Source organism: Intrasporangium oryzae NRRL B-24470 (assembly GCF_000576595.1).
Classification (GTDB): Bacteria; Actinomycetota; Actinomycetes; order Actinomycetales; family Dermatophilaceae; genus Intrasporangium_C; species Intrasporangium_C oryzae.
The window spans coordinates 1-11657 of the sequence record NZ_AWSA01000031.1 but is presented as its reverse complement, the minus strand read 5'-3'; the positions used below and the strand labels follow the sequence as shown (position 1 = coordinate 11657).

Sequence of the window (11657 nt, the reverse complement as noted above, 5' to 3'; positions counted from 1 at the left end):
ATGCCGCTGGGCCGGCACCGCCTGTCCGCGTCCCGGTGAGCGCCCGCTCAGTCCACCCCCCGCCACGTGAACGCCGCGTTCGTTTCCGAACTGCGGGTTATACCGCTGAGTTCGCGCACGAACGCTGCGTTCACGTGGCGAGAGAGGAGGTCTGGGGGGTCAGGGGTGGAGGACGTAGGGGGTCGTCGTCGCGACGCGGTGCAGGCCGAGGCGGCGCAGGATCGGCTCCGAGTCGGGCGAGGCGTCGATGCGGACCCACTGCTTGCCGCGGGCGAGACCGAGACGGGCCCGGTGGAGCAGGGTGGCCCGGTAGAGGCCGCGCCCCCGCCACTCCTCGAGGGTCGATCCGCCCCAGAGACCGGTGAACCCGCTGTCGTCGTACTCGGCCCGGGCGGCACAGAGGACGGGCCCCTCCCTCGACTCCTCGACGACGACGACGTCCATCGACTCGGGCCGGGCGAGCCACTCGGGCAGGAGCGAGTCGGTCACCCAGGCCTGGTCCTTGTCCCACACGGTCTCCTGGAGCACCCGGATCCGCGCGAAGTCGGCCTCGGAGTCGACCGCCCGGACGACGACGCCGTCGGGCAGGACGATCTCCTGCTCGGCGAGCGGCGTCGCCTCGCCGAGGATGAGGGCCTCGGGGTCCTCCGGCTCGAAGCCAGCCGCGCGAAGGCGGTCACCGAGGTCGGCCGGCTCGTCGTAGTCGTAGGTCTTCCACTCGGCGCGCTGGCCGCGGCTCGTGAAGAAGTCGCGCTCCCGGGCGATGGCCGCGTCGATGGCGGCCGGGTCGTCGCCGAGCCCGTCGGGGCTCTCGACCATCGCGAAGAAGCCGGAGGGGTCGAGGTCGTACTGGCGCCGGACGAGGCCGTGGACCTCGACCGGACGCTCCGGGGTGCCGGCCGGGATCGGCGCCCGGGTCTGCTCGTGGAAGATGCGGAGCAGTTCGCTCTGGATCGAAGAGGGGTTCACAGCGCCACCCAAGCATGGTCGAATCCGACTCGTCATGTCTGTTTTCTCATCGCCGCAGCGTCCCCTCAGCCCCCGCGCCTCAGCCGCCTTGGCCGACGCCCGTCCGGAGGTCTTCTGGACCGACCGCCCGGAGCGACCCGACCCGAGGCCCCCGCTCACCGGGGCGGCGGCCCGCACCGACCTGCTCGTCGTGGGCGCCGGGTTCACCGGCCTGTGGGCCGCGATCCAGGCCAAGGAGGACGACCCGGCCCGCGAGGTGGTCGTCGTCGAGGCGGGCCGGCTCGCCGACGGGGCGTCGGGGCGCAACGGCGGATTCGTCGCGCCCTCGCTGACGCACGGCCTGGCCCAGGGTGTGGCCTGCTGGCCCGACGAGATCGAGACACTCGAGAGGCTCGGGGCGCAGAACTTCGCCGACCTGCAGGCGACGCTCACGGCATACGGCGTCGAGGCCGACTTCCACAAGCCCGGCGAGCTCACCCTCGCGCTCGACGAGCACCAGGTCGACGCGGTCCGCGAGGCCTACGAGCTGCACCGCGACCACGGCCTGCCGGTCGAGCACCTCGACGCCGAGCGGGCCCGGGCGCGCGTCGACTCACCGCTCTACCGCTCCGGCTTCTTCGACCCGGAGGTCGGCCTCGTCGACCCGGCGCGCCTCGTGTGGGGCCTCGCCCGCGCCGCCGAGTCGCTGGGCGTGCGCCTCCACGAGCACTCGCGCGTGACCGGCTTCGACGCCGAGGGTGACGGCGTGCGCGTCCAGGTCGAGGGAGGAAGCATCCACGCCCGCCGTGTCGTCATCGGCACCAACGCGAGCCAGGGCGTCCTGCGCCGATTCAGCGCCTGGGTGCTCCCCGTCTACGACCACGTCCTCATGACCGAGCCCCTCACCCCGGCCCAGCTCGGCGCCCTGCGCTGGGAGGGCCGAGAGGGCCTGACCGATGCCGGCAACCAGTTCCACTACTACCGGCGGACGCTCGACGACCGGATCCTCTTCGGCGGTTACGACGCCAACTACCACTTCCCCGGGCGCATCGACCCCGCCCTCGAGCAGTCGGACTCCTCGCACGGACTTCTCGCCGACCACTTCTTCGAGATCTTCCCCCAGCTCGAGGGGCTGCGGTTCACCCACCGCTGGGCCGGCGTCATCGACACGACGTCGCGGTTCACGCCGGTCTTCGGGACCGCGCTCGGCGGGCGGATGGCCTACGCCATCGGCTACACCGGCCTCGGCGTCGCGTCGACCCGGTTCGGGGCGCGCGTGGCGCTCGACCTCGTCGACGGCCGCGACACCGAGGTGACCCGGTTGGCGATGGTGCGCCGCAAGCCGATCCCGTTCCCTCCCGAGCCGATCCGGTATGCCGCTGTGCGGGCGACGCGGTCCGCGCTCGCAGCCGAGGACCGGACCGGGCGACGTGGCACGTGGCTCAAGGTGCTCGACCGGATGGGCGTCGGCTTCGACTCCTGACCCTGCCCTCGGCGGATCGGCGGCTCCTTCGCCACTCCCTCGGTCATCGGGGGAGCATGCTGGGGTCATGTCCGGACCTCCTGCTGCAGCCAGGCAGTTCAACCGCGTCGCGATCCGCCTGGCGGGCCACCGCTGGTTCCCCCTCTGGGCGGTGGTCCACCACCGGGGACGGCGGAGCGGCACGGAGTACACGACCCCGGTCGCGGTCATCGCCACGGACTCGACGTTCGTCATCGGGCTGCCCTGGGGACGCGGCACCGACTGGGTGCGCAACGTCCGGGCCGCCGGCGGGTGCACGGTCCTGTGGAAGGGCGCGGCGCACGAGTGCACCGAGCCGACCTTCGTGGGCAAGGACGTCGCCCTCGCCGCGGCGAACGGCATGATCCGCCGGGTGCTCGAGCGGCAGGACTTCAGCGGCGGGTTCCTCCAGCTGACACATCGCCCCGCCCCCTGACGACGAACCCTGACGACACCCCCCCACGAGGGGACCCCAGCCTCAGGGGCGGTCAGAGGACGACGAGCTCGTGAGGTCGGTTGTTGAGGCGTGCCACGCCGTCGTCGGTGACCGCGACGATGTCCTCGATCCGGGCTCCCCACCGGCCGCTCAGGTAGACCCCCGGCTCGATGCTGAACGTCATGCCCGCCTCGAGCGGCAGGTCGTTGCCCTCGACGATGTACGGCTCCTCGTGGACGTCGAGCCCGATGCCGTGTCCGGTCCGGTGGATGAAGTGTTCGGCCAGCCCGGCCGACGCGAGCACCGCGCGCGCCGCCCGGTCGACGTCCTGGCAGGTCACGCCGGGCCGCACCGCGTCGACGGCAGCCTGCTGGGCTCGTCGGAGCGCGGCGTAGACGGACTCGACGTCGGCCTCCCGAGGCGACCCGACGGCATACGTGCGGGTGCTGTCGGAGTTGTAGCCGGAGGGGAGCGGGCCGCCGATGTCGACGACGACGACGTCGCCGGCCTCGATGACGCGGCCGGAGAGCTCGTGGTGGGGGCTCGCGCCGTTGGGGCCGGAGCCGACGATGACGAAGTCTGCCGCGGCATGGCCCTCCTCGACGATCGCCGCCGCGATGTCGGCGCCGACCTCCGCCTCGGTGCGGCCGGGCCTGAGCCACTCGCCCACCCGCGCGTGGACGCGGTCGATGGCCTCGCCGGCGAGGCGGAGCTGCTCGAGCTCGGCGGGGTCCTTGCGCATCCGCAGCTCGCGCAGGATCGGGCCGGCGAGCGCCTGCTCCGTGGCGCCCGCGTCGCGGAGCCGGAGCAGGTGGAGCGCCGGCGTCATGTCGGAGACGGCGACGAGACCGGCGGGCGCGCCGCCGAGGGCGCGCGCGTAGGGGTCCTCGCCGTCGACCCACGTCCGGACCTCGACGCCGAGGTCGCCGAGCGGCACGTGGCCCAGGCCGGCGTACTCGAGGGCCGGCGACACGAAGACGGGTGTCGCGGACGCGTCGGTCGGCACGACGAGGGCGGTGAGCCGCTCGAAGGACGACCCGCCGACGCCGACGAGGTAGCGCAGGTCGGACCCGGGCGAGACGATGACGGCCGTCACGCCCGCGGCATCGGCGGCCCGCCGCAGCCGGTCGAGGCGCGAGCGCATCGTCGTGACGTCGAGGAGGGTGGGGCCGGCACTCATGGCACCGACCCTAGCGGGGTGGCGCGGGCGTCACTCCTCGAGGCGAAAGCCGAGCTTGAGCGTCACCTGGAGGTGGCCGACGGCCCCGTCCTCGAGATGCCCCCGGATCTGCGTCACCTCGAACCAGTCGAGGTGGCGCACGGTCTGGTTGGCTCGCTCGACCGCGCCGCGGATCGCATCGTCGATGGACGTCGTCGACGACCCGACGACCTCCGTGACGCCGTATGTGTGTGCCACGTTGCACCACCTCTCTGGGGACGCCACCGAACACCCGTCGGGGCCTCCCCCATCGTCCAGCCCCGGCCGGTCGCTGGCTAGTGGTGGGCGGCCGCCGGCTACGCGGGAGCGACCGGCGCGAGCTCGGCCTCGCGGTACGGCGAGAGGCTGAGGACAGCCGCAGCGACGGCCAGCCCGGCGATGCCGATGCCGATCGCAACCCGGTTGCCCCATGTCGCGGCGGCCGCGCCGGCGAGGGGGGCTGCAACGGAGATCGACCCCCAGTTGAGCGATCGGATCGTCGCGTTCATCCGGCCCCGGAGCCGGTCGGGCGTCACCATGTTGCGGTAGCTCATGTCGAGCGGTCCGCGCACGCCGAGCCCGAAGCCGAAGACGAGGTTGGCCACGACCGGCCACACGATGGCCCCCGGCCCGGGCTGCGCGAGGAGGAGCAGGGCGTATGCCGCTGGGCTGAGCCACCCCGAGGCCGCGACCACCCTGCCCATGCCGTAGCGCCGGGCCAGGCGGGGTCCGAGCCCGGCGCCGACGACCCCGCTCACCCCCGCGGCGGCGAGGACGACGCCGATGGCCAGGGCGTCGAGGTGGAGCTCGGTGGCGGCGAAGTAGACGAGCACCGTCGAGACGATGGCGTTGGCGAAGAACCAGAGGTGGAGCGACACCGCGTACGGCGCGAGCATCCGGTGGCGGTAGACCCAGTGCGCCCCCTCCTTGAGCTCTCGCCAGACGTGCCGTTCCTCGGTCCGTGCGGGAGCCGGCTCGTGGACCCGGAGGGTCGCGAGCAGGACGGCGGACACGGCATACGACACGGCGTCGACGAGCACGGCCACCGGCGCGGTAAGCGTCCGCACGAGCAGGCCGCCGACGAGGGGGCCGATCGACTGGGCGGCGGTCGTCGTCTGCTCGAGCCGCGCCCACGCGGTGGGCAGGGAGGTCACCGGCACGAGGCTCGGCAGGAACGACTGGTGCGCCGCGATGAAGAACATCGACGCCGACCCGGCGAGGAAGACGAGCACGCAGAGGGCCGGGACGGTGAGGCGGCCGGCCAGCGCGAGGGCGGCGACCGTGCCGAGGAACACCGCGGAGAGCACGTCAGCGGCGACAAGGAGCGGCCGGCGCCGTACCCGGTCGACGACGACGCCCGCCAGGACGCCGAAGAGGAGGTACGGCAGCCACTGGGCCGAACGGACGAAGCCGATGGCGCGCTGGTCGGCGTGGAGCGTGTCGATGAGGAGGAGCTGGATCGCGAGGGTCGAGACGAACGTTCCGAGGTTGGAGACCGCGTCGGCGATCCAGAAGCGGACGAACGAGCGGTCGCTGGTCACGGACGGGGCGGGCACGGGCCCCATCCTCCATGAGCCGGCCATATGCCGCCGGGCCGGGTCGCGCGACCCGGCCCGGCGGCGCACCCGCTCGGTCGACGGCCGGCGCGCGCCGTCAGGCGGGGACGGGCTCGGGCAGCAGGTGCGGCATCGGCTGCGGCGCGGTGGGGCCGACGTAGCGGGCGGCCGGGCGGATGATCTTCGGGTCGCGCGCCTGCTCGAGGATGTTGGCCGTCCAGCCGACGACGCGGGCCACGCAGAAGGTCGGCGTGAACATGCTCGGGTCGAGGCCGGCGAGCTTCATGACGACACCCGCGTAGAACTCGACGTTGGCGTGCAGCTCACGGCCCGGCTTCAGCTCGGCGAGGCTGCGGTCGAAGGCGTCCTCGACGGCGACGGCGAAGTCGACGAGCGGGTCGTCGTAGCGCCGCGCGACGGCCTTGAGCATCTCGGAACGCGGGTCCTTGGTCCGGTAGACGGCGTGCCCGAACCCCATGACCCGCTCCCCCTTGGTGATCCGCTCGCGGACGTAGGGCTCGGCCCGGTCGACGGTGCCGATCTCGTCGAGGGCCTCGAGCGCCCGACTCGGTGCGCCGCCGTGCTTCGGCCCGGAGAACGAGCCGAGGGCGCCAACGAGGCAGGCGGCGAGGTCGGCTCCCGTCGAGGCGATGACCCGGGCCGTGAAGGTCGAGGCGTTGAAGCCGTGGTCCATCGTCGAGACGAGGTACTGCTCGACCGCCCTCACGTCGCGCGCCGAGGGCGCCGAAGCCGTCGAAGACGTCGAAGACGTCGAGGGCGCGGTCCCGGCCACCATCCGCAGGTAGTCCTCCGCGTGCGGGAGTGACGGGTCCGGGGCGACCGGCTCGAGGCCGCGGCTGATCCGGTGGGCCGCGGCGAGGATCGTCGGGGTGACGGCCACCGCGGCGAGCGCGGCGTCGAGGGCCTCGTCGGCCGACGCGTCGTAGAGCGGACGGAGGCCCATGACGCCACCCCACGCCGACAGCGCGGTGCGCAGGACCTGGAGCGGGTCGTCCGTCGTGGCGCAGACGGCGGGCAGGAGGGCCGCGAGCTCGTCGGGCAGCACACGCAGCGCCCCGAGCCGGGTCCGGAACGCAGCCTCCTCGGCCGCGTCGGGCAGGTGCCCGTGGACGAGCAGGTGCGCCGCCTGCTCGAAGGTCGCGTGCTCGGCGACGTCCACGGCCGAGTACTGGCGGTAGTGGTAGAACCCCTCCGCTCCCCTGACGTCGCCGAGCTCGGTGTCGGTGACGACGACCTTGGCCAGGCCGGGGGGCACGGTGACGAACCCGTCGTCGCCGGTGGTGCCCGAGGTGGTGTTGCGGGTGTGGTCGATGGTCATGGCTTGCTCCTCTCCATTTCACCCGCCACTCTGAGACGTGTTGATCAACATCGTCAATATTGATCGAGTCAACGTTGATCCGATCAACGTTGCTCGAGTCGACAGGAGGAGCCATGAGCGGTCCGGCGGGCCAGTGGATCACGACCACGGAGGCCGCCCAGCGCCTCGGCGTCAAGCGCGCGACCCTCTACGCCTACGTCAGCCGGGGCCTGCTCCACAGCGAGCGACGACCCGGCCAGCAGGAGAGCCTCTTCGACCGGGCCCAGATCGACGCCATGGCCGCGGCGACCCGGCCCTCCGGGACTCCCCAGCCGGTCCTGCGCTTCCGCAGCGTCGCCAGCTCGGTCAGCACCCAGGTCGACGGGGAGCTCTTCTACCGCGGCGTCCCACTCGCGGAGGTCGTGGCGACGACCACCCTGGAGGAGGCGGCCGCGCTCGTGGTCGGTGCCGCCGACGCCGCAGCGGCTGCCGACGTGGGTCGGGCCACCCCCACGACGCCTCCTGCCCCGGTGCGCCGCCTCATCGAGCGGTTGCCGCTCGAGCGTCGGATCCCGGTCGCGGTCCAGGTCCTCGCCGCCGACGACCCCTGGGCGGCCGACCTCGACCCGGACCGGGTGCGCGCGTCCGCCCTGCCGACGATCCGTGCCGCGACGTCGCTCATCTCCGCCGCCGGCCCGGGCCCAGAGGCGGCCAGGGGCGACCTCGCCGCGACGCTCCTCGCCGGGCTCCGCGCCGTCCCTGGCAGCCCGGCCGAGGTCGACGCCGTCCGGGTCCTGCTCACCTCGCTGCTCGACCACGGCCTCACGGCCTCGACGATCGCCGCGCGGGTCGCGGCGTCGACGCGGGCCGGCGTCCATGACTGCCTCACCGCCGCGTATGCCGCGATGGCCGGACCGCTCCACGGCGCGGCCCCGATCGCCGCCCACCACCTGCTCGCCGACGAGCGACGGCCCGAGGCCGCCATTGCCGCGGCGATCCGGGAGCGCGGCCACGTGCCGGGGTTCGGGCACTTCCTCTACCCGGCTGGCGACCCCCGGGCCGACGTCGTGCTCGAGACGGTGTGGCGCCTGCCGGGGACGGGCCACCTTCGACGCCGCGTCGACGCGCTCGCCATGGCGGTCCGGGACCGGACCGGCGACCACCCCAACATCGACCTCGCGAGCGCCGCGCTGCTCCACGCGCTCGACCTGCCGGCCGCCGCGGGCGAGGTCGCGTTCCAGGTCGCCCGCTCGTTCGGCGTCGTCGCCCACGTCCTCGAGGAGTACGCCGAGCAGCCGCTGCGTTGGCGGGGTCGCGAGGCGATCGGCTGACGGTGCGATCGGGTTGAGGTGTTCCGCCAGGCGACGACCGGGTCGAACACGTCAACCCGGAGCACGGGCCCCCTGGCCGAAGACGTGGCGCCGGACCCAGGCGTGCATGGCGATCGCCGCCGCGGCCCCGGCGTTGATCGAGCGCGTCGAGCCGAACTGCTCGATGTGGAGCACGACGGCGCACTCGGCCCGCATGGCCTCGGACAGGCCGGGCCCCTCCTGCCCGAAGACGAGGACGCACCGCCGTGGGAGGTCGAACGTCTCCAGCGGGAGCGACCCTGGCAGGTTGTCGATGCCGACCAGCGTCAGGCCCTCGGCTCGCGCCCACTCCGCGAGGCTCGCCGCATCGGGGTGGTGGTGCTCGTGCTGGTAGCGGTCGGTCACCATCGCGCCGCGCCGGTTCCAGCGCCGCCGCCCGACGATGTGGAACGCCTTGGCGCCCATGGCGTTCGCGGTGCGGATGACCGAGCCGATGTTGAAGTCGTGCCCCCAGTTCTCGACGGCGACGTGGAAGTCGTGCCGTCTCGCGTCGAGGTCGGCGACGATCGCCTCGTGCCGCCAGTAGCGGTAGGCGTCGACGACGTTGCGCCGGTCGCCCTCGCCGAGCAGCTCAGGGTCCCAGTGGTCGCCTTCGGGCCATGGGCCCTCCCACGGCCCCACCCCCACGTCCGTATGCCGCTCGGCGGGCTCTCGCGAGGTGCCCGACTCCTCGTCGGGCCCGGTCGTGGGCGCACCCGACGGCTCGTGCTGCGGACCGGTCACGAGACGAGTCGGGAGAGGAACTGCCGGGTCCGCGGCTCGCGCGGCGCCCCGAGCACCTCGGCGGGCGCGCCCTGCTCGAGGATCCGGCCGCCGTCGAGGAAGCAGACGGTGTCGGCGACGTTGCGCGCGAAGCCCATCTCGTGGGTCGAGAGGATCATCGTCATGCCCTCGGCGCGCAGGTCGCGGAGCAGGTCGAGGACCTCGCCGACGAGCTCGGGGTCGAGCGCCGACGTCACCTCGTCGAGGAGGAGGAGCTGCGGCGAGTTGACCATGGCCCGCGCGATGGCGACCCGCTGCTGCTGGCCACCGGACAGGTCGTCGGGGCGGGCCCGGGCCTTCTCCGCGAGGCCGACCCGGTCGAGCATCGCCATGGCCCGACGCTCGGCCTCGGCCCGCGCGACCCGATGCACACGCCGGGGCGCGAGGGTCACGTTGTCGAGCACGCTGAGGTGCGGGAAGAGGTTGTAGGCCTGGAAGACGATGCCGGTGCGCGAGCGCACCTCGTCGGCGTCGACGCGGGGGTCGGTGATGTCGAGGCCGCCCAGGGTGATGACACCGTCGTCGACCTGCTCGAGGAGGTTGACACAGCGCAGCAGGGTCGACTTGCCCGAGCCGGAGGCGCCGATGAGCACGACGCACTCCCCCGGCTGTACCTCGAGGTCGACGTCGTGGAGCACGACGTGCTCGCCGAAGCTCTTGCGCAGCCCGCGCACCGTGAGGAGCGGCGCGTCGGGGGCGGCGCCCCCTGTGGGCGTCGTGGCGGACTCCGACGTCACAGGGCACCCCCGGCGCCGTGCCAGCCCTGCTTGCGGGCGACGTGGTCGGTCAGCCGCGCCATCGGGATGGTGAGGCAGAGGAAGAGCACGCCGGCCACGACGTAGGGCGTGTAGTTGAAGTCGGAGGCCGTCTCGATCTGGGCCGCACGGATGGCGTCGGTGGCCCCGAGGACGGCGATGAGGCCCGAGTCCTTCTGGAGGGAGACGAAGTCGTTCATGAGCGGCGGGGTGACACGGCGCACCGCCTGCGGCAGCACGACGTGGCGCAGCGTCTGCCCGTTCGAGAGGCCGAGCGCCCGTGAGGCGGCGCGCTGCGACGGGTGCACCGACTCGATGCCGGCCCGGAACACCTCAGCGACGTAGGCGGAGTACGACAGGACGATCGCGACGGCGCCCCAGAAGACCAGCTCGGTCGGCACGTTGGGCAGCCGAAGGGCCGGCACGCCGAGGCCGAGGAGCAGCAGGAGGAGCAGGAGCGGCAGCCCGCGGAAGAGGTCGACGTAGACCGTGGCGATGAGCCGCAGCGGGAAGAAGATCGGCCCCCGCAGGGTCCGCATGATCGCGAGCGTCAGCCCGAGCACGAGGATCGAGATGCCGCAGACGATCATGAGCCTGATGTTGAGCCACAGGCCCTTGAGCACGGCCGGGAAGGAGGAGACGGCCTTGTCCCAGCTGAAGAAGGTCTCCTGGACCCGCGGCCACCCCTCGGAGTGGGTCACGAGCCAGGCGAGCACGCCGAGCACGACGACGGTGCTGACGGCGGAGACGGCCGCCGAGCGCGTCGCCCGTGAGCGCCGGTAGGCCCGGCGCTCCACCTCGACGGTCGACGGGCTCCACGAGGCGGCATCCTGCTGGGCGGCCTCACCGCCCACGACCGCGGCGGGCCCGGGGACCGGGCCTGCCGGCATACCTGCTGGTGACGTCACCGCGAGGTCACTTCAGCTCGGGGGCACCGGCGTTCGCGAGGTACTCCTGCTGCAGCTTGTCGAGGGTGCCGTCGGCGCGGAGCGCGTCGACCGCCTTGGTGACGCACGGCGTGAGGGCGGAGCCCTTGTCGAGCACTGCGCCGAACTGCTCGGGGGTGCCGGCCGCCGGGAGCTGGCCGACGATGACGCCGTTGTCGAGCTGGGCTGCGGTCATGTAGAACGCGGTTGGCACGTCGACGACGATGCCGTCGATCTGCTTGTTCTTCAGGGCCTGCACGGCGATGTCGTTGGTGTCGAACACCTTCGGGTCGTTGCTCGGCTGGATCTGGTCCTGGATGGCCTTGAGCGACGTCGTGCCCACCTGCGCGCCGAGGTTGGCGGCCTTGAGGTCGGCGACGGAGGTCTTGCCGTCGATCGGGCTGCCCTTGTAGGAGACGACGGCCTGGCGCACGTCGTAGTAGCCGGAGCTGAAGTCGACGGCCTTCTTGCGGTCCTCGGAGATCGAGACCTGGTTGACGTCGAAGTCGAAGCTCTTCGGCGCCGGCGAGATCGCCGTGTTGAACGGGACGACGACCCACGTCACGTCGCCCTTGGCGAAGCCCATCTTCTCCGCGATCGCGTACGCGACGGCCGACTCGTAGCCCTTGCCGTTGCTCGGGGTGTCGGCGGAGAACCACGGCTCGTAGGCCGGCTTGTCGGTCCCGACCGTCAGCTTGCCGGGCGTGACGAGCTTGAGCGCGCCCGTGGCGCAGGCGTCGGCGGCTGCCGTGCCGGCCGCGCTCGAGGCGCCCGTGCCGCCGGCCGGGGTGGACGACCCGCAGGCGGCCAGGGCTGCGACGGCGAGCGCCGACGCGGCGGCGAGGGCGAGGGAGGATCGGGAGCGGGACATGAGTGACTCCTGTGGG

At 73.1% G+C, this 11657-nt stretch carries 12 protein-coding genes; 3 read left to right on the top strand and 9 right to left on the bottom strand.

The genetic code is table 11. The features are described from left to right. Nucleotides 1–159: 159 nt before the first annotated feature. The gene (locus N865_RS14100) at nucleotides 160–969 is read right to left on the bottom strand and encodes a GNAT family N-acetyltransferase (protein WP_034807161.1); all 810 of its coding nucleotides are present in this window, start codon (nucleotides 967–969) and stop codon (nucleotides 160–162) included. 34 nt (nucleotides 970–1003) lie between these two features. Here N865_RS14100 and N865_RS14095 point away from each other — a divergent pair, with 34 nt between their 5' ends. Together N865_RS14095 and N865_RS14090 are read left to right on the top strand one after the other, a co-directional pair. Continuing rightward, nucleotides 1004–2431, top strand: a complete 1428-nt coding sequence (locus tag N865_RS14095) for an NAD(P)/FAD-dependent oxidoreductase (RefSeq protein WP_051510593.1) — start codon at nucleotides 1004–1006, stop codon at nucleotides 2429–2431. Between the two features lie 67 nt (nucleotides 2432–2498). Continuing rightward, nucleotides 2499–2885: a nitroreductase family deazaflavin-dependent oxidoreductase gene (locus N865_RS14090; protein ID WP_034807157.1), complete on the top strand. Its 387-nt coding sequence runs from the start codon at nucleotides 2499–2501 to the stop codon at nucleotides 2883–2885. 52 nt (nucleotides 2886–2937) lie between these two features. On the opposite strand, the gene N865_RS14085 is transcribed toward N865_RS14090, so the two are convergent. From N865_RS14085 to N865_RS14070, 4 genes are all read right to left on the bottom strand, one after another. Beyond that, a complete protein-coding gene (locus tag N865_RS14085; protein WP_034807155.1) occupies nucleotides 2938–4065 on the bottom strand; it encodes a M24 family metallopeptidase in 1128 nt (375 codons plus the stop codon). A 30-nt stretch (nucleotides 4066–4095) separates the two neighbouring features. Beyond that, entirely contained in the window at nucleotides 4096–4302 is a 207-nt protein-coding gene (locus tag N865_RS23570; RefSeq protein ID WP_034807153.1) for a dodecin, read from the bottom strand. A 98-nt stretch (nucleotides 4303–4400) separates the two neighbouring features. Continuing rightward, nucleotides 4401–5639: an MFS transporter gene (locus N865_RS14075; protein ID WP_051510592.1), complete on the bottom strand. Its 1239-nt coding sequence runs from the start codon at nucleotides 5637–5639 to the stop codon at nucleotides 4401–4403. Nucleotides 5640–5736: 97 nt separating this feature from the next. After that, nucleotides 5737–6978, bottom strand: coding sequence for a citrate/2-methylcitrate synthase (locus N865_RS14070; RefSeq protein WP_084328247.1), 1242 nt, complete (start codon nucleotides 6976–6978; stop codon nucleotides 5737–5739). Nucleotides 6979–7091: 113 nt separating this feature from the next. Here N865_RS14070 and N865_RS14065 point away from each other — a divergent pair, with 113 nt between their 5' ends. Then, nucleotides 7092–8288 (top strand): citrate/2-methylcitrate synthase, encoded by a 1197-nt coding sequence (locus N865_RS14065; protein ID WP_034807151.1) that lies wholly within the window; start codon nucleotides 7092–7094, stop codon nucleotides 8286–8288. 51 nt (nucleotides 8289–8339) lie between these two features. Here the strand turns inward: N865_RS14065 and N865_RS14060 are convergent, their stop codons facing one another. The 4 genes from N865_RS14060 to N865_RS14045 are packed head-to-tail and all read right to left on the bottom strand — an operon-like array spanning nucleotide 8340 to nucleotide 11641. After that, nucleotides 8340–9050, bottom strand: coding sequence for a TrmH family RNA methyltransferase (locus tag N865_RS14060; protein WP_051510591.1), 711 nt, complete (start codon nucleotides 9048–9050; stop codon nucleotides 8340–8342). Continuing rightward, a complete protein-coding gene (locus tag N865_RS14055) occupies nucleotides 9047–9826 on the bottom strand; it encodes an amino acid ABC transporter ATP-binding protein (RefSeq protein WP_051510590.1) in 780 nt (259 codons plus the stop codon). Before N865_RS14055 ends, N865_RS14060 begins: the two co-directional genes overlap by 4 nt. After that, the gene (locus N865_RS14050) at nucleotides 9823–10752 is read right to left on the bottom strand and encodes an amino acid ABC transporter permease (RefSeq protein WP_245603770.1); all 930 of its coding nucleotides are present in this window, start codon (nucleotides 10750–10752) and stop codon (nucleotides 9823–9825) included. The genes N865_RS14055 and N865_RS14050 overlap by 4 nt, the downstream gene beginning before the upstream one ends. A gap of 7 nt (nucleotides 10753–10759) precedes the next feature. Further along, nucleotides 10760–11641, bottom strand: a complete 882-nt coding sequence (locus tag N865_RS14045) for an ABC transporter substrate-binding protein (RefSeq protein ID WP_034807149.1) — start codon at nucleotides 11639–11641, stop codon at nucleotides 10760–10762. Nucleotides 11642–11657 lie beyond the last annotated feature (16 nt).